This window comes from Nocardia sp. NPDC058658, assembly GCF_042716665.1.
Taxonomy (GTDB): Bacteria; Actinomycetota; Actinomycetes; order Mycobacteriales; family Mycobacteriaceae; genus Nocardia.
Window position 1 is genome coordinate 112,812 of sequence record NZ_JBHXRR010000003.1, and the last position, 26,725, is coordinate 139,536.

The window sequence follows — 26,725 nt, forward strand, 5'->3', positions numbered from 1 at the left end:
ACGCGCTCAGGTGATCTTGGCGTAGTGCCGCGCGGCCTTGGTGCGATTGCCGCACGTCGCCATCGAATGCCAGCGGCGGGTGCCGTTCTTGGACGTGTCGTAGAAGAACAGTACGCAGTCGGGGTGCGCGCACTGGCGGATCCGCTGGGGTGCCTGCGCGATCAGATGCAGCAGATTGTCGGCGGCGAGCCAACCGGGTAACCACGCCGGGTCGTCGACCTCGGGGATGTCGCGTGGGCCTTCGTCGGTGAGTTCGCGGCGGATGCGGCCGTGGTCGAGTACCTGATTCAGGGCGCGGTGATCGGCGCGGGTGACGGCGTCGTGCACGGCATCGCGCGCGGTGTGCAGCGCGGTGAGGGAGTGCTCGTCGACGGGTACGCGCTCGGCGAGCCCGAGGAGTTCCAGCCACGTGCGCAACCCGTCGAGATCGGCGAGCAGATCACCGGGTTCGGCGCCGGCCCACCGGGTGTTGAGCAGGTCGAGAGCGGGGGGTTCGCCGGTGTGCGGACGGGGATCGCGCATGCCCGAGGTTACCAACACGATCCTCCTAACTGTCTAAAAGTATTTCAAGGGTTGACGAGGGTGGTGCGCTCATTCTATGTTCTAACTGTTCAACAACCGATAGACAGTTAAACATTCCGGGAGGAACCCATGACCACCGTCGCCGCACCCGTGCTCACCACCGGTCACATCGGACTCAATGTCGCCGACCTCGACCGCTCCGTCGACTTCTATCGCCGAGGCCTGGGCTTCGAACAGCTCGGCACCGGCGCCGACGGTGACCGCCGCTGGGCCTTCCTCGGTCGTGAGGGTGCGCTGGTGCTCACGCTGTGGCAGCAGAGCAGCGGCGAATTCTCCACCAGCACACCGGGTCTGCACCACCTGTCGTTCCAGGTCGACGATGTCGAGACGGTGCGCGTCGTCGAATCGGCGTTGCGTGCGCTCGACGCCGAGTTCTTCCACGACGGTGTCGTCGCCCACGGTGAGGGCGCGTCGTCGGGCGGCATCTTCTTCGCCGACCCCGACGGCATCCGGCTCGAGGTCTTCGCCCCGCTCGGCGCCGACCCCGCACCTGCCCCGGCCGGACCTGCCCCGACCTGCGGATTCTTCTGATCCCAGCTGATTCCCGTGATCGACCAGGAAGGCGCGAGGATGTTCCACTCCGGAGAACAGGCAGTACAGCAACGCATGGGGCAGGCCGAGGTGGCTGCTCGCGTCGGCCGGTCGATCCGTGCCGAGATCCCGGCGGTCGCCGCGTCCTTCCTGGCCGAGCAGTCGATGGTGGTGCTCGGTGCCGCCGATCCGGCGGGGCGGCTGTGGGCCGGTCCGCTCACCGGTCCCGCCGGGTTCGTGCATGCGGTCGATGCCATGACCGTCGACATCGACACACGGCCCGATGACGCCGATCCGCTGGCCGTGGCGCTGACGGGCGACGTGGAAGTCGGGCTGATCGCCCTGCAACCGCAACGCCGCCGTCGGATGCGCGTCAACGGCACCTCGGCGATGCGCGACGGCGGGCTGCGCATCACCGCCGAACAGGTCTACGCGAACTGCCCGAAGTACATCTCGCGCAGGCAGATTCGTGAGGTGTCTACGCCTGGTTCCCCCGGCCCGGTGCGCCGCGGTGCGGCACTCAGCGCCTCGGCGGTCGAGATGATCGCCGCCGCCGACACCTTCTTCATCGCCACCTCCGACGTGGACGGGCACGCCGACGCCTCCCATCGCGGCGGCAATCCCGGCTTCCTGCAAGTACTTTCGCCGACGCATCTGCGCTGGCCGGACTATCGCGGCAATTCGATGTTCATGACGCTGGGCAATCTCGTGGTGCAACCGCGCTGCGGGTTACTCGTCGCCGACTGGTCGACCGGCGCACTCCTTCAGATCACCGGCCGTGCCGAATTGGTCTGGGATACAGCCGTGTTCACCGCAGGTGCGCAGTGTGCCGTCGACTTCACCGTCGAAGAAGTGATCGAACGCCCCGGCGCGCTCGCGGTGCGCTGGGGACCACCCGAACTCTCCCCGAACAACCCCTGATCCGACTCGAAAGGCTTGTCCCATGCGACCTCCGCTGCCACCCTTCGGCCTCGACTCCGCGCGCGCGAAAGTCCTGGCCGCCGAAAACGCCTGGAACACCAGGGATCCCGAGCGGGTCGCCGCCGCGTACACCGAGGATTCGGTCTGGCGTAACCGCGACGAGTTCTTCACCGGTCACGCCGCGATCGTCGAGTTCCTGACCCGCAAGTGGTCGGCCGAGAACGGCTACGCGCTGCGCAAGGACCTGTGGGCCTTCCACGACAACCGCATCGCCGTGCGCTTCCAGTACGAATGGCACGACGAGTCGGGGCAGTGGTGGCGCAGCTACGGCAACGAGCAGTGGGAGTTCGCGGCGGACGGTCGGATGGCGCGGCGCGAAGCCAGCATCAACGATGTGCGCATCGACGAGTCGCAACGGCGGATCTTCGGGCCGCGTGCCGAGGGCGACGACTCGGTGCTGCCGCAACACTGACGCGCCGCTTCGCTGCCGGATTGCCGGTCTGAGCGGGCGGTTCGCGTGTCGGTGGGCGCGTCGCTTGACTCGAATGGGTGTTCGACTAACCTGGGCGCCAGAACTTGTCGGTGCCGGCCTCTACTGTGGGCGCCAACCAGAGAGACACTCACCTCGAGAAGGGGCACACATCATGGCACCGCAGGCCTACGATCGCGACAAAGCGCTGGAACTGGCACTGGCGCAGGTGGAGAAGAGCTTCGGCAAGGGCGCGGTCATGCGCCTTGGCGAAGAGACCCGTCAGCCGATCGCCGTCATCCCCACCGGGTCCATCGCACTCGACGTCGCGCTGGGAATCGGCGGGTTGCCGCGCGGTCGCGTCGTGGAGATCTACGGCCCGGAATCCTCGGGTAAGACCACCGTCGCGCTGCACGCCGTCGCCAATGCCCAGGCCGCGGGCGGTGTCGCCGCCTTCATCGACGCCGAGCACGCCCTCGACCCCGATTACGCCCGCAAGCTGGGCGTCGACACCGACGCGCTGCTGGTCTCCCAGCCCGACACCGGTGAGCAGGCACTGGAGATCGCCGACATGCTGGTGCGCTCCGGCGCCATCGACATCCTCGTCATCGACTCCGTCGCCGCCCTGGTGCCGCGCGCGGAAATCGAAGGCGAGATGGGCGACAGCCACGTCGGCCTGCAGGCCCGCCTCATGAGCCAGGCGCTGCGCAAGATGACCGGTGCGCTCAGCAACTCCAACACCACCGCCATCTTCATCAACCAGCTGCGCGAGAAGATCGGCGTCATGTTCGGCTCGCCCGAGACCACCACCGGTGGTAAGGCGCTGAAGTTCTACGCCTCCGTGCGCCTCGATGTGCGCCGCATCGAAACCCTCAAGGACGGCAGCGACGCGGTCGGCAACCGCACCCGCGTGAAGGTCGTCAAGAACAAGGTCGCCCCGCCGTTCAAGCAGGCCGAGTTCGACATCCTCTACGGTCACGGCATCTCCAGGGAGGGCTCGCTCATCGACATGGGTGTCGAGCACGGTTTCGTCCGCAAGTCGGGCTCCTGGTACACCTACGAGGGCGACCAGCTGGGCCAGGGCAAGGAGAACGCCCGCAAGTTCCTGCTGGAGAACACCGACGTGTGCAACGAGATCGAGAAGAAGATCAAGGAGAAGCTGGGCATCGGCGCCGTACTCACCGCCGAGGCCGACGCACCCGCCGACTTCTGAGCCGATGACCACGCCGAACCCCGGCGGCCACCACGATTCGGCCGACCCGGTCGAACAGATGCGCAGGCAACTGGCTCGCCTCGGGATCGAGGTCGAACCGGAACCGTTGACCGCGCCCGTGGTGCGGCGCGGCCGGGGTACGGCCGATGGACTCGTCCGGTCGGCTCGCGACAAACGAGCAGGCCAGGACGCGGAGGGGATTCGGTCGGGTGCGGGCGATCCGCAGCGCGCGCACCCGACCGGATTCGCCGATAGTGACAAACCATCGCATTTCGCTGCGCGAGTTGGTGATGATCATGAAGAGTGGGGGAGTGCGGGTCGGCGACGACCCCGCGGCGCCCGACGCGAACGCAAGTCCGCGCGGCGCGACGAAGTCTCCCTGTCGACCGTCGTCGGTGGTGACGACGGACGGCAGGCGGATCCGGTGGCGGCCGGATCCCAGCCGGGAGAGCCCGACAGGCGGGCCGGCACACGCCGGCTCGCCCCGGGCGACCGTCCCGATGCGACCCTGGAACAGGCCAAGGACGCGTGCCTACGCCTGCTCTCGGTGCGTGCGCGCAGCCGTGCCGAACTGGCCAAGCGCCTCGGCGAGAAGGGGTTCCGCCTCGAGGTGATCGAGGCCGCGCTCGAACGATTCACCGAAGTGGGCCTGATCAACGACGCCTCCTTCGCCGAACAGTGGGTACACGAACGCCACACCTACTCCGGCCGTGGCAAGAAGGCACTTCAACGTGAGTTGCGTGAAAAGGGCGTCGCCCCCGGTGATGCCGAACAGGCACTGTCGATGATCACCGACGACGCCGAACACACCCGCGCCGCCGACCTCGTGCGCCGCAAACTCCGCACCCTGCCCGCCGCCCTGGACCGCGACAAAGCAGTCCGCCGCCTCGTCGGCATGCTCGCCCGCCGCGGCTACGACCAATCCACCGCCTTCGCCGTCGTCACCGCCGAACTGGACGACGCCGGGTTCGAACGCACGTCGTCCGCGACGCGGGCGGCCCGCGTCAAGGGTTCGGAGCGCGACGTCGGGGACGCGGACCGATCAGAGATCGCCGGTGAAAGCTCCAGCGACTCAGCAGAACCGGAACCTGCTCCTGGCTACCTGTCACGCAGACCGACGCCCGGCGACGAACAAGCCGCTGTCGACCTGGTTCGCCGTAAACTCCGCGCCATGCCCACCGATCTGGACCGCGTCAAGCTCACCCGCCGCCTGGTCGATATGCTCGCCCGTCGCGGTTACAGCCCGGCCATTGCCTTCGCTGTGGTGAAAGCCGAACTGGCCGAGGCTGATCGATGAGCTGGGTGACGAACATGATGCTGTCTGTCTCGTTCGAGGACGAGCCGCTGGTTGTCGAGCTCAGTGACTGGTTGCGGTCGCATGGCGGCCCGCACGGATCGACATTGCGGGGATGTGGCTATCTCCGTGACCTCACCAGCGACGAAGCGCGGTGGGGCGGACGGAAGATGCCCGAGTGCACGGTGTGGGCGGGCGCCTTGAACCACGCGGATATTCCGGCACTCTTGGCCAAGGTGGCCGAATTCGCTTGGCTGGAGCCCGATACGGTCCAGCTGTTCCTCATGGACCAGGACGACATCTGCTTTCAGGTGTGGATGGTCCGGGGCGGGGTATGGCGTCAGTACGCGCCGATGGATCCGTTCGAGGGGAGCGGCGGCGACGCGGTGATCGCTGCCGGATGAGCTCGCACCAGGGGAGCGGGTGGTGAGTTCCGAAGTGCCGCGCGGGGGTTGGCCCAGCGCGTAGGATGACTTCGGCACCAGTGAAATGTGCTTTCGCGCAGATGGATTCGCGGGCCGTGGTGATGGTGCGGGTGTGGGGAAGGGCGTTTCACCCGTTGTCGGAGTGGGCACCCTTGCGGACAGAGCCGATGTGGCTGCCGAACGACGGGGGAGGGCATCCTGGACGCGTTGTGGTCGTTTGTGGTGAACCGGCGAGAACAGCTGCTGGTCGATTCTTATCTGCATGTGTCGGCGGTGGTGCAGTCGCTGGTGGTCGCGACGGTGATCGCGGTGGCGCTCGGGGTACTGGTGTATCGGAGTCCGCTCGGGTCCGCCGCTGCTACCGCTACGGCGGGGGCGATTCTCACCGTGCCGTCGTTCGCGCTGCTCGGACTGCTGATTCCGTTCCTCGGGCTGGGTGTCGCGCCGACGATCGTCGCGCTGGTGCTGTACGCGCTGCTGCCGATCCTGCGTAATACCGTGCTCGGGTTGTCGTCGGTGGATCCGGCGGTGACCGATGCCGCGCGCGGTGTCGGGATGAACCGGTTGCGGCTGCTGACCAAGATCGAACTGCCCTTGGCGTGGCCGTCCATTCTCACCGGCATGCGGGTCAGCACCCAGATGATCATGGGCATCCTGGCACTGGCGGCGTATGCGAAGGGCCCCGGTCTGGGCAACCTGATCATCTCTGGGCTCGGGCGCCTCGGCAGCCCGAACGCGATCCCGCAGGCGCTCACCGCCACCGTTCTCATCGTCGTGCTGGCGCTCGCACTCGACGGCGTCCTTGTTCTGCTCGGACGGCTCACTATTCCGAGGGGAATTCGTGACTGACATCGAAACCACCAAGGCGACAACGGCGTCCGCGGTCTCCGGGGAGGAGATCGTCCTCGACCGGGTCACCAAGCGCTATCCCGAACAGCCAGAACCCGCAGTCGAAGAGGTCTCCATGACCATTCCGGCCGGGGAGATCGTGGTGCTGGTCGGCCCGTCCGGCTGCGGCAAGACCACCACCATGCGGATGATCAACCGCCTGATCGAACCCACCTCCGGCACCGTCACCATCGGCGGCCGTGATGCCGGTGCGATGGACGCCGACGAATTGCGGCGCGGCATCGGCTATTCGATCCAGCAGGCCGGACTGTTCCCGCACATGACCGTCGCCAAGAACATCGCCACCGTCCCCGGCCTGCTCGGCTGGGACCGCCGCCGCATCTCCGAACGCACCGACGAGATGCTCACCCTCGTCGGCCTCGACCCCGACACCTACCGCAACCGCTACCCCCGCCAGCTCTCCGGCGGCCAGCAGCAGCGCGTCGGGGTGGCGAGGGCGCTGGCGGCCGACCCGCCGGTCCTGCTGATGGACGAGCCGTTCGGCGCCGTCGACCCGATCACCCGTGCCCTGCTGCAGGACGAATTGCTCCGTCTGCAAAGCGAACTGGGCAAGACCATCGTGTTCGTCACCCACGATTTCGGTGAGGCGGTGAAGCTGGGTGACCGCATCGCCGTCCTCGGCAACCGCTCCCGCATCCTGCAGTACGACACCCCCGCCGCGATCCTGGCGGCCCCCGCCGACAAGACGGTCGCCGGCTTCGTCGGCGCCACCGCCACCATCGACCGCCTCGGACTGGCAGTCCTCGCCGACATGGACCTCGACCAGGGCGTCACCGTCGCCGAGGACGCCGCCCCGGCAACACTGACCACCGCCCTGCGCGATGCGGACCGCACCTGGGGCATCGTCCTCGACCCGCAGCGCCGCCCGCTCCGACGGGTCTCGACAGACGAACTCGCCCACGCGGATTCACTGCGCGACCTCGGCACCCCGATCGGCACCACCCTCCCCGCCGACGCCACCCTCCAGGACGCCCTCGCGGCGCTGCTCACCGAACGCACCGCCTCCGCGGTCGTCGTCGACAACACCGGCACCTACGCCGGAACAGTCACCGTCGACACCCTGATCGGCCACCTGGCCGCGACCGAAACGGCACCGGCATGACGGCCGCGCATTCGATCGTCGACGTCCCCGCCGCGACCGCCGCTCCCGCAACCCAGCGCCGCGCCGAATACCTCCGACTGCTCGCCCAACCGGTGATCGTGGTGATCCTCACCGTCGGCGTGCTGGTGTGGGCGTTCCGGCGCGATCTCACCGTCACCCAGCAGGCCACCATCACCGTGGGCAATATCGCCGAGGTGACCTGGCAGCACATCCTGATCACGGCGGCGGTGGTGCTCATCGTCGTCGCGCTGGCCGTGCCGCTCGGGACCTTGCTCACCCGGGCCCGATTCCGCCGTCTCGCACCGTTTTTCGTCGGCATCGCCAATATCGGGGCGTCGGCGCCGGCGATCGGCCTGATCGTGCTGTGCTACTTGGTCACTCGCACCACCGGGTTCTGGGTGGGTGTTGCGCCGATCGCGTTCTGTTCGCTGCTGCCCGTGCTGCGCAATACGATCCTGGGCTACCAGCAGGTCGACCCGACCCTGATCGACGCGGGCCGGGGGCAGGGCATGTCGGCGGGACTCGTCTTGCGCCGCATCGAGTTTCCCCTCGCGGTGCCCTATATCCTGGCGGGCTTGCGCACCTCGCTGGTGCTGGCCGTCGGCACCGCCACCCTCTCGTTCATGGTGAGCGCGGGTGGACTCGGCATCCTCATCGACACCGGCTACAAACTGCGCGACACCGTCACCTTGACCCTCGGCGCGGTGCTCGCGGTCGCCCTCGCACTGTTCGTCGACTGGCTCGGCGCGCTGGCCGAGCAGTTCCTCGGCCCGAGGGGGTTGCGTTGAGGTTCACCGCACGATTGCGCTGGGTCGCCCCGGTACTGAGCGCGCTGGTTCTCGCGAGCTGCGGACTGCAGTCGGGTGGTTCGGTACCGCTGCCCGTCGGCCCCGGCAGTATCGGGCCGGTCCCCGAACTCGACGGCGTCGCGGTGACGGTCGGCTCCAAGGACTTCACCGAGGCCAACATCCTGGGCTACATGATCGAATTCGCGCTCACCGCCGCCGGTGCGAACGTGCGCGACCTGACCAATATCCAGGGCTCCAACAGCTTGCGCGATGCCCAGTTGCACGGCCAGATCGACATCGCCTACGACTACACCGGCACCGGCTGGATCAACTACCTCGGCAAGGAGAAACCGATCCCGACCGAGCAGGCGCAGTTCGACGCGGTCCGCGACGCCGACCTCGCCGAGCACAACATGGTGTGGGCGGCGATGGCGCCGATGAACAACACCTACGCCCTCGTCACGAGCAAACGCACCGCCGAGGAAACCGGGGTCCGCACCCTGTCGGACTACGCGGCCCTGCTCGCGAAAGACCCTGGCGCCGCGGCCACCTGCGTCGGCACCGAGTTCAATGTCCGCCCCGACGGCTATCCCGGATTGGCCGCCGCCTACGGGATCGACCTCGGCAAGTCACAGCGCCAGATCGTCCAGGACGCGCTCGTCTACCAGGCCACCGCCGATGCCAAGCAGTGCCGTTTCGGCTCGGTCGCCGCCACCGACGGCCGCATCCCGGCCCTGGAATTGGTACTTCTCGAAGACGACAAGGCCTTCTTCCCGAAGTACAACGCCGCCCTGGTCATGCACCGCGATTTCGCGGACGCCCACCCGAAGGTCGCCGAGGTGATGGCCCCGATCTCGGCCCGCCTCACCAACGAGGTGATCACCGAACTCAACCGTCAGGTCGACATCGACGGCCGCGAACCCGCCGACGTCGCCCGCGACTGGATGGTCGCCGAGGGCCTGATCACCGCGGGCTGATCCACCGCGGCAACCTGTACCAGCGAGGTGCGCCCCGACAACTGGCTCGACAACAGAAAGAGGCCCGATCCGCACCGGATCGGGCCTCTTTCTGTTCGGATGTCTACTTCTTGGTGATGTCGACGCCCGGCGTGGCGTCGGCGAGGACCGAATCGGCGGCCAGCACCGTACCGCCGCCCTTCTTGCGCGAGCGCAACTTCTTCTCGAGCGTGGTGGCCAGCAAGCTCAGCGCCATGTTGAGCGAGATCATGATCACCGCGACGACGATCAGCGCGGGGATCGGGTTCGAGAACGACGCGCCGATCTGCGCACCGGACCGCACCAGCTCCACAAAAGTGATCTGGTAGCCGAGCGCGGTGTCCTTGAGGACAACGACCATCTGCGACACCAGCGCCGGTAGCATCGCGGTCACGGCTTGCGGCAGCAGAATCAGCCGCATCAGCTGGTTCTTCCGCAAACCGAGTGCGACAGCGGCTTCGGTCTGTCCTCTGGGGAGCGACTTGATGCCTGCCCGCACGATCTCGGCGATGACCGCGGAGTTGTAGATGATCAGTGCGATAACGACCGCGGCGAGTGCGAGCCGATCGGACGGGAACAGATCGTAGACGCCGAAAACCTTGAACAGGAAGATCATCAGAATCAGCACCGGGATCGCCCTGGCGAGTTCGACGACTGTGCCGGCGGCCCCCCGAACCCACGCGTGATCCGACAGGCGCAGAATCCCGAAGATCATGCCGAAGATCAGCGAGCCGATGATCGACAGCACGGCCGCGGTGAGGGTTCCTTGCAGGCCGGGCAGGATATACGTTTCCCAGACCTGGGAATCCACGAACGGTTTCCACTTGGCCGCGGTGAACTGGCCTTTGTCGGCGAACGCGTCGTACAGCCACCAGCCCGCGCCGACGAGCACCAGGACAACCAGGACCGAGTACAGGTTGTGACGCAGCCGCGCGCGGGGCCCGGGAGCGTCGAAGAGAACCGAAGCGCTGCTCATCGTGCCACCTCGTAACGCTTGGCCAGCCAGCCGAAGAACAGACCGGTGGGCAGGGTGAGGATAACGAAGCCGAGCGCGAAGATCGCCCCGATGGTGAGTAGCGCGGCCTCGCTCTCGATCATGTCGTTCATCAGGTAAGCCGCTTCGACCACACCGATGACCGAGGCGACGGTGGAGTTCTTGGTCAGCGCGATCAGCACACTACCCAGCGGCGCGATCACCGCGCGGAACGCCTGGGGCAGCACGATCAACCGAAGGTTCTGTGCGAACCCGAAGCCCAGCGATCGCCCCGCCTCGGACTGGCCGAGCGCAACGGTGTTGATGCCCGAGCGCAGTGATTCGCACACGAAGGCCGCAGTGTAGATGCTGAGGCCGATGATGGCCCAGCGGTAGTTGATGATCTTGATATCGTCGCTGCCCAGCTTCCACCCGAGGGTGGTGTACAGGCCGATCGAGGTGAACACCAGGATCAGCGTGAGCGGGGTGTTGCGGAATACGGACACATACGCCGCGCCGACCCAGCGCGCGACCGGGATCGGGGACACGCGCATGCCGGCGACGACGGTGCCGATGACGAGCGCACCGATCGCCGAGAAGAAGGTGAGTTTGATTGTTACCCAGAACGCATCGAGGATTTGGGATTGATACGTCGAGATCAGGTCGAACACGGACGCGCGTCCTCCGATCGGTGTAAAGGTCAGCGGGACAACACCGCCTCGGTGGCCCGGAGAGATCCGGGCCACCGAGGGTCAGTGGTTGATCAGTAGCGGTCGACGGTCGGCGGTGCCGGAACCGCGAAACCGGTACCCGCGAAGTTCTTCTCCTGCGCGGCCTTCCACGAACCGTCATCGATCATCGCCTGGATGGCGTCGTTGACCTTGGTACGCAGCTCCGAGTCGCCCTTCTTCAGACCGATGCCGTACTTCTCGGTGGTGAACGTCTTGTTCACCAGCTTGAAGGTGCCGGGGACCTGGGCAGCGAAACCGGCGAGGATCACGTTGTCGGTGGTGACCGCGTCGATGGCACCACTGCGCATCGCCTCGATGCACAGCGAGTAGGTGTCGTAGGTCTGCAGCTGTGCCTGCGGGTAGTTCTTCTCGATATTCTGAGCCGGAGTGGAGCTCTTCACCGAGCAGACCTTCTTGCCCGCCAGGGAATCGGGTCCGGTGATATCGGTGTTGGCGGCAGGCACCAGCAGGTCCTGGCCCGCGATGTAGTACGGGCCCGCGAAATCGATCTTTTCCTTGCGCTTGTCGTTGATCGAGTAGGTGCCGACGATGTAGTCGACCTGACCGTTCTCGATCAACGTCTCGCGCTGCGGGGTCGGCGCTTCCTTGAAGGTGATGTTCTCCGGCTTCACGCCGAGCTTGTCGGCCACGTACTTGGCGACGTCGACATCGAAGCCGCTGTAGGTGCCGTCGGTGTTGCGCAGCCCGAGGCCGGGCTGGTCGAACTTGATGCCGATGGTCAGCTTGCCGTCCTTGGCGTTGTCAAGGGCCGACTTGTCGCTGCCGCCACCACAACCCGCGGTGACAGTGGCAGCCAATGCCAGTGCCGCAGCGCCGATCCCGACGCGCAATGCACGATTGATCCTCATTGGTTTCCTTCTCCTTGTGACGATGATGCTCGAAGAGTCAGTGACTGAGAATTTTGCCGAGGAAATCCCTGGCGCGTTCGGACTTCGGTGCGGTGAAGAATGCTTCGGGTGCGGCGTCTTCGACGATCTCGCCGTCGGCCATGAACAGCACGCGATCGCCTGCGCGGCGCGCGAAGCCCATCTCGTGGGTGACCACGAGCATGGTCATGCCCTCCTTGGCGAGTGCCACCATCACGTCGAGCACCTCGTTGACCATCTCCGGGTCCAGCGCCGAGGTGGGCTCGTCGAACAGCATGACCTTGGGGTCCATCGCCAGCGAGCGGGCGATGGCCACGCGCTGCTGCTGACCGCCGGAGAGCTGGGCCGGGTACTTGTCGGCCTGGTTGGCGATGCCGACCCGCTCGAGCAAGGCGAGGGCGTGCTTGCGGGCCTCGTCCTTCTTCTTGCCGCGGACCTTCGTCGGCGCCAGCATGACGTTTTCGAGGATGGTCTTGTGCGCGAACAGGTTGAACGACTGGAACACCATGCCCACCTCGGCGCGCAGCGCGGCGAGAGCTTTGCCCTCGTCGGGCAGTGCGACGCCGTCGATGGCGATGTCACCGGAGTCGATCGGTTCGAGGCGGTTGATGGTGCGGCACAGGGTCGATTTACCCGAGCCCGACGGGCCGAGGACGATCACTACCTGCCCACGGGGCACTTCGAGGTGGATATCGCGCAGGACGTGGAGATCACCGAAGTGCTTTTCCACGTTGCGCATCGAGATCATCGGCACAGCAGCGGTCGCGGCTGCGGCGTCGGCTTTCCCCATCGCGGGTGCGGCGTCGTCGGTCATGGTGAGAAACCTTATGTCCAATCTGGAGAATTGCCCGGCTTTCGGAGACATGCCGTCACGGCACGCCGAAACGACACCTGCTGGTAACCCAGCGGTAGTCGGTTACCTTTGCGTATTATTACCCGAACGCAACCGTGATGCGCGTCACAGGTGGGTCGGGCCGTACCCTGGACGGGTGGATTCGACGGTTCAGAACGCGACGGAGAACGCGGCTACGCGCAGCTACGAGGTTCGCACATTCGGCTGCCAGATGAACGTGCACGACTCCGAACGACTCTCCGGTTTGCTCGAGGACGCCGGCTACACGAAGGCCGCGGCCGGTGAGACTCCCGATCTGATGGTGTTCAACACCTGCGCGGTGCGCGAGAACGCCGACAACAAGCTCTACGGCACCCTCGGCCAGCTCGTCCCGGTCAAGCAGGGACGCCCCGGCATGCAGATCGCAGTCGGCGGCTGTCTCGCGCAGAAGGACCGCGAGACCGTGGTGCGCAAGGCGCCGTGGGTCGACGTGGTGTTCGGCACCCACAACATCGGTTCGCTGCCGGTGCTGCTCGAGCGGGCCCGCCACAACGACGAAGCCCAGGTCGAGATCCTCGAATCGCTCGAGGCGTTCCCGTCGACGCTGCCCGCCAAGCGGGAGTCCGCCTACGCGGGTTGGGTGTCGATCTCGGTGGGCTGCAACAACACCTGCACGTTCTGCATCGTGCCCGCCCTGCGCGGCAAAGAAGTGGACCGCCGTCCCGGTGACGTGCTCGCCGAGGTGCAGGCCCTGGTCGACCAGGGTGTCCTCGAGGTGACGCTGCTCGGTCAGAACGTGAACTCCTACGGCGTGAACTTCGTCGACCCCGACCAGCCGCGCGACCGGGGCGCCTTCGCGCAACTGCTGCGCGCGACCGGACAGATCGAAGGCCTCGAGCGCGTGAGATTCACGTCGCCGCACCCCGCGGAGTTCACCGACGACGTCATCGAGGCGATGGCAGGTACCCCGAACGTCTGCCCACAGCTGCACATGCCGCTGCAGTCGGGTTCGGATCGGGTGCTCAAGGCGATGCGCCGCTCCTACCGCAAGGAACGCTTCCTCGGCATCATCGACAAGGTGCGCGCCGCGATGCCGCACGCCTCGATCACCACCGACATCATCGTGGGCTTCCCCGGCGAGACCGAGGAGGACTTCCTCGAAACCCTCGACGTGGTCCGCCGCGCCCGCTTCACCAGCGCTTACACCTTCCAGTACTCCAAGCGTCCCGGCACACCGGCCGCCGAACTGCCCGATCAGCTGCCCAAAGCGGTCGTGCAGGAACGGTTCGAACGGCTGATCGCGCTGCAGGACCAGGTGTCGTGGGAGAACAATCAGGCGCTCATCGGGACCGAGGTGGAACTGCTCGTCGCCGACGGCGCGGGCAAGAAGAACGCCGTGACCGCGCGGATGAGCGGACGGGCGCGCGACGGTCGGCTGGTGCATTTCCGTCCCGGTGACGTGACGGGCATTCGACCTGGTGACATCGTCACCGTCGACATCACCGCGGCGGCGCCGCACCACCTCATCGCCGACAGTGCGGTGAAGTCGCATCGCCGGACCGCCGCCGGTGACGCGCACGAACGTGGCATCACGCCCAAGACCGCGCCGATCGGCGTCGGGCTCGGCCTGCCGCGCATCGGCGCTCCGGTCGTCGAAACGGTCGAGAGCGGCTGTTCGACGGGCTGCTCGTCGTGAGTGGCTCTACTACCGGTCGTAGTGGGTCGGATGCGGACGGCAAGTCCGGTGATGGCACAGTGGGACCCGCCAACGATCAGCCTGTGGACAGGAGCGGACACGCGGTGAACCCGGCGCGCAACGACCAGGATTTCGAACAATTCCGCGGTGAACTCGACGCGGTGGAACGCCGCATCGCCGGTGAGATCGACCCCGGCGCGCGAGCGCTGGTGGTGGCGGGCGCGGTCTTCGCGCTGCTGATCTCCCTCGTCCTCCCGACCGCGGGCTCCGCGCGCGGCTTCGACGTGCTGCTCAACACCGAAGCCGCGGGTGTCGAACACATCGGTCTGCCGTCGCGCATCTTCGTGTGGATGGTCATCATCTTCGGTGTCGGCTTCTCGCTGCTGGCCCTGACCACTCGCCGCTGGGTGCTGGCCTGGATCGCCTGCGCGGGCTCGGCTGTCGGCTCCGTGTTCGGCGTCCTGTCGATCTGGCACCGCCAGACCCCCGGCCTCGGCAACTACGTGGGCGCGGGCCCCGGCATCGGCCTGATCCTCGGCACCATCGCGATCATGGTGCTCACCTTCCACTGGATCCGCGTCGTCTGGAGCCGCACCGCCGTGCAACTCGCCGCCGAAGAACAGCGCCGGAATGCCGCCCGCGAAGCGGAGGACCGCGACCGCAAGCGTCTCACCGACCCTCCCGCCTCCCCGTGACTTTTGCCGGTCGTAGGGAGGCGGCTGGCTCGGCCGCCGGTCTCACCGGGGTTGCCACGTAAGTTCTGGGCGTACCCGGTGAGTTACCGATGTTCTAGCGAAACCAGTTGTCGTGGGTCGGGATTCGCATTACAAATTGCTGACGGCGCCTTCCGCGGCCTCGGCCCATTCGCGCCACTGCTGAGCCTGTTCCATGGCCTTCTCCGCATCACGCTTCTTGCCCGCCGCGGTGGCCTTGGCGGCCTGCTCCTCGAACTGGGCGACCCGCTCACGGAACTGCGCGGCCCGCGCGACCGCCTCGGGATCGGAGCGGCGCCACTGCTGGTCGGCGGCGTCGCGGACGCGCTTCTCGATGGCGCGCAGCTTGGCTTCCAGTTCCTGCATGCGCTCGCGCGGGACCTTGCCGATGGCGTCCCACTTGTCCTGCAGCTCACGCAGAGCGTTGCGGGCGGCGTCCATGCCGTTGGCCGGGTCGATGTGCTCGTAGGCCGCCAGGAGTTCCAGCTTGGCGGCGGCGTTCTGATCGAACTCGGCGTCGCGTTCGGAGACGGCGGCGTTGCGGGCGGCGAAGAACACGTCCTGGGCGCTCTTGAACCGCCGCCACAGCGACTCGTCGGCCTCGCGCGGTGCCCGGCCCGCGGCCTTCCACTCCGAGAGCAGGTCGCGGAACACCGCGGCGGTGCCGGTCCAGTCGGTGGAGTCGGCCAGTTCCTCGGCGCGTACGCACAGCTCTTCCTTGCGCGTCTTCGCGGTGGCTCGTTCGCGGTCGAGATCGGCGAAGTGAGCGCCACGCCGGCGGTTGAACGCCTCGCGGGCCTTGGAGTAGCGCTTCCACAGTGCATCGTCGACCTTGCGGTCCACCCCGCGGATCGACTTCCACTCGTCGAGAATCTCGCGCAGCCGGTCGCCCGCGGCCTTCCACTGGGTGGACTCGGCGGCGATCTGCTCGGCCTCGGCGGCGAGGGCTTCCTTGCGCTCGGTGTGCTCGTGCCGGGCGCGGTCCTTCTCCTCCTTGGCGTGCGCGGCGGCTTCCTCCGAATGTTCGGCGATGGCCTGCAGGCGGGCCGCGAGACCGTCGAGATCGCCGATGACGGCCGCGGTCGGCAGCGTTTCGGCCAGTGCGAGCGCGGCGGCTTTGGTCTTGCGGGCGTCGGCGCCTGCGGCCAGCCTGGCTTCGAGCAGGGCGACCTCGGTCGCGAGATCGTCGAAGCGGCGGCCGAAGTGGGCAAGGCCCTCGGTGACGTCGCCTGCCTGCCAGGAGCCGACGACGCGTTCGCCCTCGGCGGTGCGCACCCAGGCGGTGCCGTCTTCGTCGACGCGACCCCACTTGCTGGGGTCGGTGACGGCGGGCACGACCACGGCGTGCGGATGCGGTTGATCGGGGCCCGGCGCCGGTTTCACGGCATGCGGTTTCGGAGCTTTCCCGCCGGGCTTGGGGGTACCGGACGGTCGCGGAGCCGGACCTGGGGTGGGCTTCGCGGTTCCGTTGCTGTCGGTCATTGCTCTCCGTCCCTGCCGCGCGTCACGGCTGCCTGGTTACGCCCTAGCACATCCCATTGAACCCGGTTCGAGCCGCGGAAACCATCGATCCGGTGGATCGAAGAGCGGATTTCCTGGGATTTCGTCCCGGACGACGTGGGTAGTCGCACCTGAAAACACTAGCAATCTCGGCGAGCAACCCGACGCCGGACACTCGCAGAGTCCCCGCGTGCCCGCGCCGCGCCGGATGCGGCGCGTACCCGCGCTGCCGCTACGGTTACCGCGTGTTCTCGATAGCGGCCCTGGTCCCGTCGCCGCCGATGCTGGTGCCCGAACTGTGTGGGCGAGTCCCGGTGTCCGGCAGCGATCCCGACGATCCGATCGTGGTGCTGCGCGCGGCCGCTCTCGACGCCGCGGCCACCCTTGCCGCGTCCGCCGACCGGTGGATCGTCATCGGGGTCGACAGCCATGACCGGATCTACGGTTCCGGGACCCGGGGGACGTTTCGTGGGTTCGGTGCCGATGTCGTCGTCGGGCTCGGCCCGGTGGGCGACGATCCCGGTCCAGCAGACGCCCAGCTTCCGCTTCCGGTACTGGTCGCCGGATGGTTGCGGGAGCGGGTCGCGCCGGGGATCTCGGTGCAGGCCCGGCTGTACGCGGCCGATACGTCGGCCGCCGAGTGCGCCGAGGCGGGCGCGGCACTGCGAGCCGAGCTCGATAGTGAGCGGGAGGCGTGCGCGGTACTCGTTGTCGCGGATGGTGCCGCCACTTTGACGGTCAAGGCACCGGGCTACCTCGACGAACGGGCCCCCGCAGTTCAGCACGATATCGATGCCGCCTTGCACGCAGGTTCACGGGCCGGATTGGCCGCGCTCGACCCGCCGTTGTGCGCGGAACTGCTCGTCGACGGGCGGGCCGCCTACCAGGTGCTCGGCGGGCTGTTCGCGGCGGATTCGGCCGATCCGCGGGTACGTACGCTGTACCAAGGCGCACCCTATGGCGTCGGTTATGACGTGAGTGTGTGGCAACCCGAGGACGGTGACCAGTGATTCCCAGACCGATCGCGGTCGTCGGTCCCACCGCCACCGGAAAGTCCGATCTCGCCCTCGATCTGGCGCAGGAACTCGACGGCGAGATCGTCAATATCGATGCGATGCAGCTCTATCGCGGGATGGATGTCGGCACCGCGAAACTGCCGCCCGACCAGCGTCGCGGCATCGCCCACCACCTTCTCGACGTCCTGGATGTCACCGAAACCGCCACCGTCGCCGCCTATCAGAACTCGGCCCGCACCATCGTCGAGGACATCATGGCGCGCGGGAAAACCCCGGTCATCGTGGGTGGCTCGATGATGTACGTGCAGGCCCTGCTCGACGAGTGGGATTTCCCCGCCACCGATCCCGAGATCCGTGCCCGCTGGGAAGCACTCCTCGACGAAAGCGGCGTGGGCGCACTGCATGCGGCACTGCAAAAAGCCGACCCGGTCGCCGCTGCCACCATCCTGCCCACCGACGGACGGCGCATGGTGCGCGCGCTCGAGGTCGTCGAACTGACGGGACGCCCGTTCGCCGCTTCGGCCCCGACCATCGGCACCCCTCGCTGGAACACCGCGATCCTCGGCGTCGACCGCGAGACCGCCGCCCTGGACGCCCGCATCGAACTGCGCACCGCGCTCATGTTCGACACCGGCCTGGTCGACGAGGTCCGCGGACTCCTGGCCGTAGGCCTACGCGAGGGCCAAACCGCCCGCCGCGCAATCGGTTACGCCCAAGTCCTGGCCTACCTCGACGGCGAATACGACCTCGACCACGCCCGCGAACGCACGCTGATCGGCACCCGCCGCTACGTGCGCAGACAGCGGTCGTGGTTCCGCCGCGATCCCCGGGTGTCCTGGCTCGACGGCGCCGACCCCGCGCTCGCCGCGACCGCGCTCGGCAAGCTCCGCGAAGCGAACACCGAACAGACAGGATCAACAGCGCAGTGACGCGACGAGTGAGTACCCGCAACGCCTCGGTCCAGGTGTGGGAGGCCTACCTCAACAACCGGAGCAAACGGTCTCGTGACGGCAGGTTCCTCGTGCAGGGCGTGCGCCCGATCACCCAGGCGGTCGCCAACGACTGGCCCCTGGAAACGTTGCTGTACCGGCTCGGCGGCCCCGAACTGTCGAGTTGGGCACGCGAGATCCTCGACACCGCCGACGTGCCGCAGGTCGGTCTCGTGCCGGAGCTCATGGCCGAGCTGGGGGAGAAGACGGCGAGCGCGCCGGAGATCGTGGCAGTCGCGGTGTCGCAGCAGCCGGATCTGGCCGATTACGAGCCCGGCGAACCGGGGGAGGACGCGCCGGTCGTCGTCGTGTTCGACCGCCCGAACTCGCCCGGCAACCTCGGCACCCTGATCCGCTCGGCCGACGCGTTCGGTGCGTCCGGGGTGATCGTCACCGGTCACGGCGCCGACCAGTTCGACCCGCAAGCCGTGCGCGCCTCCACCGGTTCCCTGTTCGCCATGCCGGTGCTGCGCGCGGCGGGCCCCGGTCAGGTTCTCGAATTTCGGGACCGCCAGGTGGCGCGTGGCATCCCCACCCGGATCGTCGGCACCGACGAACACGCGCCGAGCACCATCTACGACCACGACTTCACCGAGGCCACCATCCTGGTCGTCGGCAACGAGACCACCGGCATGAGCTCGGCCTGGGCCGAGGCCTGCGACGACCTGGTCACCATCCCGATGGGCGGCACCGCCAGCTCGCTGGGCGCGCCCTCGGCGGGGGCGATCAGCCTCTACGAGATCGCCCGGCAGCGACGCACGTTCGCCCGGTAGTGGACCCGACTGCGGCGCAGAGGACAATGGTGAGCGTGTCCGACATCGAATTCAGTAAGGGCCACGGCACGCAGAACGACTTCGTGGTGCTGCCCGACCTCGAGGTGCGCCTCGATCTGACCGCCGACCGCGTCGCTGCACTGTGCGACCGGCAGCGTGGCCTCGGCGCCGACGGTGTGCTGCGCGTCGCGAAGGCGGGTGCGCTGCTGGCCGCCGGTGTTCTCGAGGTGCTGCCCGACGGTGTCGGCGCCGATGACTGGTTCATGGACTACCGCAACGCCGACGGGTCGATCGCCGAGATGTGCGGCAACGGCATCCGGGTCTTTGCGCACTACCTCAACGCCAACGGCCTGGAAACGCGCACCGAGTACGTCATCGGCAGCCGCGCGGGCGCCCGGCCGGTGGTCGTGCACGCGGCAGGCCGGACCGCCGGCGAAGTCACCGTGGACATGGGCATCGTTCGCGAACTCGGCCCCTCCACCGCCACCCTGGCAGGCTGGGCGCTGGCCGGTGTCGGCATCGATGTCGGCAATCCGCACCTGGCCTGCGTCGACGAGAGCCTGACCGCCGAGGCGCTCGCCAAACTCGACCTCACCGTGTCACCCGGCTTCGACCCCGACCTCTTCCCCCACGGTGTGAACGTCGAAATCCTTACCCCGCTCGACGCCGACAACGCAGTCGACATGCGCGTCTACGAACGCGGCGTCGGCGAAACCCGTTCCTGCGGCACCGGAACCGTCGCCACCGCAGCCGCCGCACTCACTGCCGCGGGTGTGTCGGTCGCCACCGAAACCGGCGAGGTCACCGTGCGGGTGCCGGGCGGTCAGGTCCGCGTCACGATCGTGCAGGGCAGGGCCTGGATGCGTGGTCCCTCGGTGCTGTTGGCCTCGGGAACACTGTCGCGGGACTGGTGGGACGCGCAGTAGGACCGATAACCGCGTGCACGCTGTCACCCCGACGTGGCAGCATGGAGAACGTATGACGAAACCAGTAGAACCCACAGAATCCACATCGGCCGAGCAGAACCACGCGGCCGATCCCGACGTCGCCGCCGAGCGCGGTGACGTCGACGATGCGCTGGCCCGCCACGCGGCCCGCATGAGACAGCCCGGTTGGGCGGCCGAACCGACCAAGGGTGAGATGCAGCTCGACGAGCGCTCCTCGCTGCGCCGCGTCGCCGGGCTGTCCACCGAGCTCACCGACATCACCGAGGTCGAGTACCGCCAGCTGCGCCTCGAGCGCGTGGTGCTGGTCGGTGTCTGGACCACCGGCAGCTCCGCCCAGGCCGACGCGAGCATGGTCGAGTTGGCCGCACTCGCCGAGACGGCGGGCTCGGAAGTCCTCGAGGCGCTGATCCAGCGCCGCGACAAGCCCGACTCGGCCACCTACATCGGTTCCGGCAAGGCCGAGGAACTGCGCACGATCGTCCTCGACACCGGCGCCGACACCGTGATCTGCGACGGTGAACTCACCCCCGCGCAGCTCACCGCGCTGGAGAAGGTCGTGAAGGTGAAGGTCATCGACCGCACCGCGCTGATCCTCGACATCTTCGCCCAGCACGCCACCTCCCGCGAGGGCAAGGCCCAGGTCGCGCTCGCGCAGATGGAATACATGCTGCCGCGCCTGCGTGGTTGGGGTGAGTCGATGTCGCGTCAGGCCGGTGGTCGCGCGGGCGGCGCCGGTGGCGGTGTCGGTACGCGTGGTCCCGGTGAGACCAAGATCGAAACCGACCGTCGCCGCATCCGCGAGCGGATGGCCAAGCTGCGCCGCGAGATCCGGGAGATGAAAACCGCTCGCGACACCATGCGCGCACGCCGCAGCGAAAGCGGTGTGCCCTCGATCGCGATCGTCGGCTACACCAACGCGGGCAAGTCCAGCCTGATGAACTCGCTCACCGGCGCGGGCCTGCTCGTGCAGGACGCGCTGTTCGCCACCCTCGACCCGACCACCCGCCGGGCCGCCCTCGACGACGGTCGCGAGATGGTGTTCACCGATACCGTCGGCTTCGTCCGCCACCTGCCGACCCAGCTGGTCGAGGCCTTCCGCTCCACCCTCGAAGAGGTCACCGGCGCCGACCTGCTGCTGCACGTCGTCGACGGCGCCGACCCGCTCCCGCTCGAGCAGATCAGGGCGGTGCGCGAGGTGATCACCGACGTGATCAAGGAGCAGGGCACGCAGGCGCCGCCGGAACTGCTGGTGGTCAACAAGATCGACGCCGCCGACCCGAACGAGCTCACCCGGTTGCGCGGCATGCTGCCCAACGCGGCCTTCGTCTCCGCGCACACCGGTGCGGGCGTGGAGGAACTGCGCGAGCGGCTGTCGGAGGTGCTCGGCGGACTCGATGTCGACATCAGCGTGCTGCTGCCCTACAGCCGCGGCGACCTGCTGGCCCGCATCCACGCCGACGGCCGGATCGTCACCGCCGACCACGAGGAGGGCGGTACGCGGGTGCGCGCGCGGGTGCCGCACGCCTTGGCGGCGGCCCTGTCCGAATACGCCCACTCCGGCCCCGCCGAACCGGCGCACAGCTGATCTTTTCTGCTGATTTGCCCGCCGATAGCGGACAATTGTTGATGCGACACAGGCATTTTCGGACGCTATGGTCGAATATCGACAGCAGGAGGGTGTTATGTCGAACGACCATCAACGTACGGAAAATGTGACGGAGAACAGGGTTGCCGACGGCGGCCCTGTTCTTTCCGACGGTGCGCCGCTGAACCCGGCGCCCAGCGAATGGGACATCCGCGCCTTCGAGGCGGTGCTCGCGCCGCTGCGGGCGTGGACCAGCCCGAAGTTCTACGGCCTGGACAACATTCCAGCCGACGGTCCGGTGCTGATCGTGGCCAACCACAATCTGCTCGGCGGGATCGACGCCCCGCTGATCATGCCGGAGATCCTACGCGAGCGCGGCAGGCTGGTGCGCGGTCTGGCCGAACACGTGCTGATGGTGCCCGTCGTGCGGGACTTCCTGCACCACTTCGGCGCCGTCCGCGGCACCCGTTCGAACTGCCTGGCGCTGCTCGAACGCGGCGAAGCGGTGGTGGTGTTCCCCGGCGGTGGCCGTGAGGCGATCCGCCGCAAGGGCGAGAAGTACGAACTCAAGTGGGAGGGCCGCACCGGTTTCGCGCGGATGGCGATCCAGGCGGGCGTGCCGATCGTGCCGCTGGCGATGATCGGCATCGACGACGCCTACGACATCGTCTTCGACGGCCAGCACGCGGTGATGTCCCCGTTGCGCTGGACCTGCCGGCTGCTCGGTATCAATCCCGAACTGAGCCCGCCGCTGGTCAAGGGCATCGGCCCCACCCCGCTGCCCCGCCCGGAGCGCTTCTACTTCTCCGCAGGCGCCCCCATCGACCCCACCCCGTGGATGGAAGCCGACGACCTCGACGGCGCCGCCGCCGACCTGCGCGACGTGGTGCGCAAGGGCCTCGAAGAAGAACTGCAGTTCCTGTTCAACGAACGCGAACGCGACACCGGCCGCACCCTGGTCGGTCGCCTGCGCAACGCCCTGCCCTGGTGACGGGCACTCGCTGATCGGCTGGATCGGCGTCACGGAATGCCCGCGGCGCCGATTCCGTTACCCAATTATACGGACCGAGGTCCGGATGATGAGAGGGTGACGATGACGGAACTGGTGCAGGTAATGCCCGGCGCCGACCGCAGGCGTTGGCGCAACGAATGGCTCGACTCGCGGCAGTCGTTCCCGGTCACCGGCAATTTCGTGCTCGAGGACCACGCGCACGGACTGCTGCTCGTGCACAACGAGGACATCGTCGACCCCGGCGAGGGATTCGACACCCACCAGCATCGCGATACCGAGATCCTCACCTGGGTGCTGGAAGGCACTGTGGTGCACCAGGATTCGGCCGGTCACGCGGGCCTGATCCGCCCCGGCCTCGCCCAGCGGATGAGCGCGGGGACGGGCATCCTGCATTCGGAGCGCAATGGGGCGGGCTACCGGGAGCGCGAGCGCCTGCACGTCGTACAGATGTGGATCCCGCCGGACACCATCGGTGCCGCCCCGAGTTACCAGGAACTCGACATCGAGGGCGAACTCGCCCGCAACACCCTGGTCCTGGTGGCATCCGGCATGTCACGTCATCGCGGCGAGGCGGCGATCGGCATCGGCAACCGCCATGCCGCCTTCCACGTCGCACGACTGGATCCCGGTCAATCGATCACGGTCCCCGACGCACCCTACGGCCACGTCTTCGTTGCCCGTGGCACGGTCGACTACGAGGGCTCCGGCACCCTCGAACAGGGCGATGCCGTGCGCCTGACCGCGACCGGCGGCCACCGCGTCACCGCCGTGACCGCCGCCGAGCTGCTGATCTGGGAGATGACCGCGACCGCTAGATCTTGCGGATGACGGTGACGACCTTGCCCAGGATTTGCGCGTCGTTGCCGGGGATCGGCTCGAAGTGCGGGTTGTGCGGCATCAGCCACACGTCCTTGCCGATGCGCTTGAAGGTCTTCACCGTGGCTTCGCCGTCGATCATCGCGGCGACGATGTCACCACCCTCGGCGACGTTCTGCTGACGCACCACCACGAAGTCGCCGTCGCAGATGGCCGCGTCGACCATCGACTGGCCGACGACCTTGAGCAGGAACAGCGAACCCTCGCCGACGAGCTCACGCGGCAACGGGAACACGTCCTCCACGGCCTGTTCGGCCAGGATCGGGCCACCGGCGGCGATCCGGCCCAGGACCGGCACGAAGGTCGGTGTCGGGCGATTCGGGTCGGCCTCGTCGGGCTGGGGCAGCGTCGTGACCGAGCGCACCGCCTCGTCGAGCCCGCGGACGTTCACCGCGCGCGGTCGATTCGGATCGCGGCGTAGATACCCCTTGCGTTCGAGGGCGCGCAGCTGATGGGCCACCGAGGAGGTGGAGGTGAGACCGACCGCGTCGCCGATCTCGCGGATGCTGGGCGGATAGCCCCGTTCGGTCACCGAGGACCGGATGACATCGAGGACCGTGCGTTGACGCACGGTGAGATCCGTTCCGGATCCCGATGTGACGGTGCCGGTGCCGCTTTCGTCACCCGTGTCGTCTGTGTGGGTCACCGTGTCCCGCCCTTCTGAGTTGTCGAATTCGCCATCTCGAGGCTAGTCGGGCCACGCCGAACTATCAAACATCTGTTCGAGCATGTCGGGCGTTTCGTGCTGACAGTCGCGCTGGAATCTGGTAGAAATCGAACATCAGTTCGTCGCACAGGTGTTCGAACAACGCGAGGCGTAGTCGCCTCACCAGTACTTTCTCGCAGCAGCGGAGCACACCACCCCGGAGGTTCTTCCGATGAGCACAGCAACCAGCGCCCTGCGTTCCTTCGACCCCGCCGCGGCCCCAGAGCCGCTGCTCCGCCGATGCCGGACCGCCCGCGCCCCACGGCCTTTCGCCTTGGTCCGGCCGGCTTCTCAGCCCGCGGCCGTCGAACAGCGGCCGGTCGAAACCTCAACCGTCGCAAGCCCTGATTCGTCCCGTCGAATCGCGGATGTGACGCGCAGTATCGTCCGATCCGGGGTGCTGAACGCCCCCGGTCGGTCCGCCTGCGAACCCGCCGAGATCGTGCGCGTCGCCCGGCGGATCGAACTCACCGACGCCGAACTCGATCTCGCTTTCGCGACTGTGCCCCGCAGTGAACCGGCGCGCCGAACCCGTGAGGTCGTTCGCCCGTCGGCCGATCGCGGCCCGCAGCACCGCGCGCCGTACAGCGAACTCTCGCTCTACGCCCGAGGTCCGGTGCGCGTCGGCCGTGTGCAGGGTGTGCATCCGCTGCACCGGGTCGAACAGGCCAAGGTCGGCTTCGCCGCTTTAGCTGTGACGGCGCTGGTGACCGCGCTGATCGTCGTGGCTTTCCTCGGGCTCGCGCACGTACGCGCGGGCAGTTTCGTCGACCATGTCGACTCGACCGTCCCCGGAATCTCGGAGCAGGCGGGTATCCCGTCCGGCTCCCAGTTCGAATCCGGCCGATGAGCTGAAAATAGCTGTGCGCAAACGTTTTCGGGAAGTGTCGGTCGGCGTGCGCAGTGGCCGGTATCGACGAATCGCACCCCAAAACTAGAACACGTTGCTACGGTGGCCTGAGACGGGGCGGGGGCCTCGACGCCAACCCCGGAGGCGAGGTCTCGGTGCGCCGCAGCTCGATCGCACTACTGCTCTGCGTGGTGCTCGGCGCCCTGCTGGCACCCGCCGCGCACGCGACTCCCGCGTATACCGAATACCTCGACCTGCCCGCGCTCAACGGTGCCGGCGAATACGGCGGCGGGCTACACCCGGACCTTCCCTCGACGCAGCCGCCCCTGCTCGACGCACTCACCCAGGCACGCGCCGACGACATCGACCCGACGCGGTACGCGACCCTGTTGCACCAGTATTGGCTCGTCGTGGCCACCGACAACGCCGCCATCGACCTCGAAGCGTGGGTGCCCGAGCGCGGCGCCGCCGCCAACTCCGCCACCTTCAACCAGGTGTACGTGAACTACTTCCGCCTCGCCGCGACCCGCTCCGACCTCTACTGGGCAGGCATGGCAGGCATCGCGGGCGCCTCCTTCGCCGCGGGCTTCTTCGACGTCGGCGATGTCGGCGACATCGTCTCGGTCGGTGGCATCCACCAACTCGGCAACACGGTCGCCGACCTGCTCCGCGCCACCCCGCCCGAACTGCTCACCGGTGTCCCCGCCGACATCACCGCCCTGGCGACCCTCGGCCCACGCCTGACCGCCGCCGATCTGGCCTGGTATCAGACGCGGCTGATCACCATGCAAAAGCACATCTTCATCGACCTGGTCTCGATGCACGAGGCCTACCTCGCCGAGGGCATGGCAGCCATCGACGAGATGTATGCGGCCGGCGTGATCGGCGACCGCATGCGGGCGGCATGGCGGGGGATCGACGGCGGTACCGAAGCGGGCCGCGTCGACGCGCTGACCGCCATGGCCGATCGGGAACAGAACGAGATCGTCGCCGACCAGTGGGATGTGACCGCGAACGGTCGCGACGGGATGGGCCGGGTGCTCACCTATGTCACGACGGTCGCCGGCAAACCCGCAGTTCCCGGCACCCGCGCGCCCGGCGTGTATGCCCCGGTCACGGTGTGGTCGCCGGTCGCCGCCGGTCGCCCGCTGGGGTTGCGGATGCCGCTGCCCGCGTTCAACTGGGCCGACCGCGACACCCGCTGGGACTACCTCGCCGCCGACCTGCTGCCCCGCCACCTCGAGCTCGCCGCCGATACCGCGCGGTCGGCGACGGTGTATCGCGAGCCGTTCGCCGCCAAGCTCGACCGTGGCCGACTGCTGACCCGGTTGCCCGCCGTCCTCGCGGACCTGACTACGCAGTGGCAGGTTGTGTCATCCTGAGCGGTATCCTGTCAAGAGCCATGGAATA

General features: G+C 67.7%; 27 protein-coding genes and 2 pseudogenes. 22 read left to right on the top strand and 7 right to left on the bottom strand.

What is annotated here, in order from left to right:
- Window positions 1-6 precede the first annotated feature (6 nt).
- Window positions 7-522, bottom strand: a complete 516-nt coding sequence (locus ACFWUP_RS07785; protein ID WP_379232310.1) for a CGNR zinc finger domain-containing protein — start codon at window positions 520-522, stop codon at window positions 7-9.
- A gap of 129 nt (window positions 523-651) precedes the next feature.
- On the opposite strand from ACFWUP_RS07785, the gene ACFWUP_RS07790 reads away from it, so the two are divergent.
- From ACFWUP_RS07790 to ACFWUP_RS07840, 11 genes and pseudogenes are all read left to right on the top strand, one after another.
- Complete coding sequence (locus tag ACFWUP_RS07790) at window positions 652-1,113, top strand: VOC family protein (RefSeq protein WP_379231902.1); 462 nt, start codon at window positions 652-654, stop codon at window positions 1,111-1,113.
- A gap of 39 nt (window positions 1,114-1,152) precedes the next feature.
- Entirely contained in the window at window positions 1,153-2,034 is an 882-nt protein-coding gene (locus tag ACFWUP_RS07795; RefSeq protein WP_379231904.1) for a pyridoxamine 5'-phosphate oxidase family protein, read from the top strand.
- 22 nt (window positions 2,035-2,056) lie between these two features.
- Window positions 2,057-2,506, top strand: a complete 450-nt coding sequence (locus ACFWUP_RS07800) for a nuclear transport factor 2 family protein (RefSeq protein WP_379231906.1) — start codon at window positions 2,057-2,059, stop codon at window positions 2,504-2,506.
- A 172-nt stretch (window positions 2,507-2,678) separates the two neighbouring features.
- The gene (recA, locus tag ACFWUP_RS07805; protein ID WP_379231908.1) at window positions 2,679-3,716 is read left to right on the top strand and encodes a recombinase RecA; all 1,038 of its coding nucleotides are present in this window, start codon (window positions 2,679-2,681) and stop codon (window positions 3,714-3,716) included.
- Window positions 3,717-4,140: 424 nt separating this feature from the next.
- A pseudogene (locus tag ACFWUP_RS07810) lies at window positions 4,141-4,680 on the top strand (regulatory protein RecX); the annotation flags it as partial.
- A 174-nt stretch (window positions 4,681-4,854) separates the two neighbouring features.
- A pseudogene (locus ACFWUP_RS07815) lies at window positions 4,855-5,013 on the top strand (recombination regulator RecX); the annotation flags it as partial.
- Complete coding sequence (locus tag ACFWUP_RS07820) at window positions 5,010-5,414, top strand: squamosa promoter-binding protein 15 (RefSeq protein WP_379231910.1); 405 nt, start codon at window positions 5,010-5,012, stop codon at window positions 5,412-5,414. The pseudogene ACFWUP_RS07815 and the gene ACFWUP_RS07820, both read left to right, overlap by 4 nt.
- 219 nt (window positions 5,415-5,633) lie before the next feature.
- Window positions 5,634-6,284 (top strand): ABC transporter permease, encoded by a 651-nt coding sequence (locus tag ACFWUP_RS07825; RefSeq protein WP_379232312.1) that lies wholly within the window; start codon window positions 5,634-5,636, stop codon window positions 6,282-6,284.
- Entirely contained in the window at window positions 6,277-7,446 is a 1,170-nt protein-coding gene (locus ACFWUP_RS07830; RefSeq protein WP_379231912.1) for an ABC transporter ATP-binding protein, read from the top strand. The genes ACFWUP_RS07825 and ACFWUP_RS07830 overlap by 8 nt, the downstream gene beginning before the upstream one ends.
- On the top strand, window positions 7,443-8,234 hold the full coding sequence (locus tag ACFWUP_RS07835) for an ABC transporter permease (protein WP_379231914.1): 792 nt from the start codon (window positions 7,443-7,445) through the stop codon (window positions 8,232-8,234). Before ACFWUP_RS07830 ends, ACFWUP_RS07835 begins: the two co-directional genes overlap by 4 nt.
- Window positions 8,231-9,211: a glycine betaine ABC transporter substrate-binding protein gene (locus ACFWUP_RS07840; RefSeq protein WP_379231916.1), complete on the top strand. Its 981-nt coding sequence runs from the start codon at window positions 8,231-8,233 to the stop codon at window positions 9,209-9,211. Before ACFWUP_RS07835 ends, ACFWUP_RS07840 begins: the two co-directional genes overlap by 4 nt.
- Window positions 9,212-9,314: 103 nt before the next feature.
- On the opposite strand, the gene ACFWUP_RS07845 is transcribed toward ACFWUP_RS07840, so the two are convergent.
- The 4 genes from ACFWUP_RS07845 to ACFWUP_RS07860 form a co-directional block, all read right to left on the bottom strand.
- A complete protein-coding gene (locus tag ACFWUP_RS07845; protein ID WP_379231918.1) occupies window positions 9,315-10,205 on the bottom strand; it encodes an amino acid ABC transporter permease in 891 nt (296 codons plus the stop codon).
- Window positions 10,202-10,873, bottom strand: coding sequence for an amino acid ABC transporter permease (locus ACFWUP_RS07850; protein ID WP_379231920.1), 672 nt, complete (start codon window positions 10,871-10,873; stop codon window positions 10,202-10,204). The genes ACFWUP_RS07845 and ACFWUP_RS07850 overlap by 4 nt, the downstream gene beginning before the upstream one ends.
- Before the next feature lie 92 nt (window positions 10,874-10,965).
- Entirely contained in the window at window positions 10,966-11,802 is an 837-nt protein-coding gene (locus ACFWUP_RS07855; protein WP_379231922.1) for a glutamate ABC transporter substrate-binding protein, read from the bottom strand.
- A 37-nt stretch (window positions 11,803-11,839) separates the two neighbouring features.
- Window positions 11,840-12,568 (bottom strand): amino acid ABC transporter ATP-binding protein, encoded by a 729-nt coding sequence (locus ACFWUP_RS07860; RefSeq protein WP_379232314.1) that lies wholly within the window; start codon window positions 12,566-12,568, stop codon window positions 11,840-11,842.
- 241 nt (window positions 12,569-12,809) lie between these two features.
- Between ACFWUP_RS07860 and miaB the strand changes: the two genes are divergently transcribed.
- Window positions 12,810-14,348 (top strand): tRNA (N6-isopentenyl adenosine(37)-C2)-methylthiotransferase MiaB, encoded by a 1,539-nt coding sequence (gene miaB / locus ACFWUP_RS07865; protein ID WP_379231924.1) that lies wholly within the window; start codon window positions 12,810-12,812, stop codon window positions 14,346-14,348.
- 83 nt (window positions 14,349-14,431) lie between these two features.
- Window positions 14,432-15,043, top strand: coding sequence for a hypothetical protein (locus ACFWUP_RS07870; RefSeq protein WP_379231926.1), 612 nt, complete (start codon window positions 14,432-14,434; stop codon window positions 15,041-15,043).
- Between the two features lie 129 nt (window positions 15,044-15,172).
- Here the strand turns inward: ACFWUP_RS07870 and ACFWUP_RS07875 are convergent, their stop codons facing one another.
- Window positions 15,173-16,543 carry a DUF349 domain-containing protein gene (locus ACFWUP_RS07875; protein ID WP_379231928.1) on the bottom strand — a complete coding sequence of 457 codons (1,371 nt, stop codon included), beginning with the start codon at window positions 16,541-16,543 and terminating at the stop codon, window positions 15,173-15,175.
- A 263-nt stretch (window positions 16,544-16,806) separates the two neighbouring features.
- On the opposite strand from ACFWUP_RS07875, the gene ACFWUP_RS07880 reads away from it, so the two are divergent.
- From ACFWUP_RS07880 to ACFWUP_RS07910, 7 genes are all read left to right on the top strand, one after another.
- Window positions 16,807-17,571 (top strand): hypothetical protein, encoded by a 765-nt coding sequence (locus ACFWUP_RS07880; protein WP_379231929.1) that lies wholly within the window; start codon window positions 16,807-16,809, stop codon window positions 17,569-17,571.
- A complete protein-coding gene (miaA, locus tag ACFWUP_RS07885) occupies window positions 17,568-18,506 on the top strand; it encodes a tRNA (adenosine(37)-N6)-dimethylallyltransferase MiaA (RefSeq protein ID WP_379231931.1) in 939 nt (312 codons plus the stop codon). The genes ACFWUP_RS07880 and miaA overlap by 4 nt, the downstream gene beginning before the upstream one ends.
- Window positions 18,503-19,339: a TrmH family RNA methyltransferase gene (locus tag ACFWUP_RS07890; RefSeq protein WP_379231933.1), complete on the top strand. Its 837-nt coding sequence runs from the start codon at window positions 18,503-18,505 to the stop codon at window positions 19,337-19,339. The genes miaA and ACFWUP_RS07890 overlap by 4 nt, the downstream gene beginning before the upstream one ends.
- A gap of 44 nt (window positions 19,340-19,383) precedes the next feature.
- A complete protein-coding gene (gene dapF, locus ACFWUP_RS07895; protein WP_379232316.1) occupies window positions 19,384-20,265 on the top strand; it encodes a diaminopimelate epimerase in 882 nt (293 codons plus the stop codon).
- 172 nt (window positions 20,266-20,437) lie between these two features.
- Window positions 20,438-21,871: a GTPase HflX gene (gene hflX, locus ACFWUP_RS07900; RefSeq protein ID WP_379232318.1), complete on the top strand. Its 1,434-nt coding sequence runs from the start codon at window positions 20,438-20,440 to the stop codon at window positions 21,869-21,871.
- Between the two features lie 97 nt (window positions 21,872-21,968).
- A complete protein-coding gene (locus ACFWUP_RS07905) occupies window positions 21,969-22,862 on the top strand; it encodes a lysophospholipid acyltransferase family protein (protein WP_379231935.1) in 894 nt (297 codons plus the stop codon).
- A gap of 102 nt (window positions 22,863-22,964) precedes the next feature.
- A complete protein-coding gene (locus tag ACFWUP_RS07910; RefSeq protein ID WP_379232320.1) occupies window positions 22,965-23,711 on the top strand; it encodes a pirin family protein in 747 nt (248 codons plus the stop codon).
- Here ACFWUP_RS07910 and lexA read toward each other — a convergent pair.
- Entirely contained in the window at window positions 23,695-24,330 is a 636-nt protein-coding gene (gene lexA, locus ACFWUP_RS07915) for a transcriptional repressor LexA (protein WP_379232322.1), read from the bottom strand. The two genes, ACFWUP_RS07910 and lexA, sit on opposite strands and share 17 nt — an antisense overlap.
- Window positions 24,331-24,835: 505 nt before the next feature.
- Here lexA and ACFWUP_RS07920 point away from each other — a divergent pair.
- Window positions 24,836-25,315: a hypothetical protein gene (locus tag ACFWUP_RS07920; protein ID WP_379231937.1), complete on the top strand. Its 480-nt coding sequence runs from the start codon at window positions 24,836-24,838 to the stop codon at window positions 25,313-25,315.
- 155 nt (window positions 25,316-25,470) lie between these two features.
- The gene (locus ACFWUP_RS07925) at window positions 25,471-26,697 is read left to right on the top strand and encodes a hypothetical protein (RefSeq protein WP_379231939.1); all 1,227 of its coding nucleotides are present in this window, start codon (window positions 25,471-25,473) and stop codon (window positions 26,695-26,697) included.
- Window positions 26,698-26,725 lie beyond the last annotated feature (28 nt).

Bases quoted from the DNA above. Each gene is read 5' to 3' on its own strand.
- ACFWUP_RS07785 (WP_379232310.1), bottom strand. From the start codon at position 522: ATGCGCGATCCCCGTCCGCACACCGGCGAACCCCCCGCTCTCGACCTG.
- ACFWUP_RS07790 (WP_379231902.1), top strand. From the start codon at position 652: ATGACCACCGTCGCCGCACCCGTGCTCACCACCGGTCACATCGGACTC.
- ACFWUP_RS07795 (WP_379231904.1), top strand. From the start codon at position 1,153: ATGTTCCACTCCGGAGAACAGGCAGTACAGCAACGCATGGGGCAGGCC.
- ACFWUP_RS07800 (WP_379231906.1), top strand. From the start codon at position 2,057: ATGCGACCTCCGCTGCCACCCTTCGGCCTCGACTCCGCGCGCGCGAAA.
- recA (WP_379231908.1), top strand. From the start codon at position 2,679: ATGGCACCGCAGGCCTACGATCGCGACAAAGCGCTGGAACTGGCACTG.
- ACFWUP_RS07820 (WP_379231910.1), top strand. From the start codon at position 5,010: ATGAGCTGGGTGACGAACATGATGCTGTCTGTCTCGTTCGAGGACGAG.
- ACFWUP_RS07835 (WP_379231914.1), top strand. From the start codon at position 7,443: ATGACGGCCGCGCATTCGATCGTCGACGTCCCCGCCGCGACCGCCGCT.
- ACFWUP_RS07845 (WP_379231918.1), bottom strand. From the start codon at position 10,205: ATGAGCAGCGCTTCGGTTCTCTTCGACGCTCCCGGGCCCCGCGCGCGG.
- ACFWUP_RS07855 (WP_379231922.1), bottom strand. From the start codon at position 11,802: ATGAGGATCAATCGTGCATTGCGCGTCGGGATCGGCGCTGCGGCACTG.
- ACFWUP_RS07860 (WP_379232314.1), bottom strand. From the start codon at position 12,568: ATGATCTCGATGCGCAACGTGGAAAAGCACTTCGGTGATCTCCACGTC.
- ACFWUP_RS07875 (WP_379231928.1), bottom strand. From the start codon at position 16,543: ATGACCGACAGCAACGGAACCGCGAAGCCCACCCCAGGTCCGGCTCCG.
- hflX (WP_379232318.1), top strand. From the start codon at position 20,438: ATGAGACAGCCCGGTTGGGCGGCCGAACCGACCAAGGGTGAGATGCAG.
- ACFWUP_RS07905 (WP_379231935.1), top strand. From the start codon at position 21,969: ATGTCGAACGACCATCAACGTACGGAAAATGTGACGGAGAACAGGGTT.
- ACFWUP_RS07910 (WP_379232320.1), top strand. From the start codon at position 22,965: ATGACGGAACTGGTGCAGGTAATGCCCGGCGCCGACCGCAGGCGTTGG.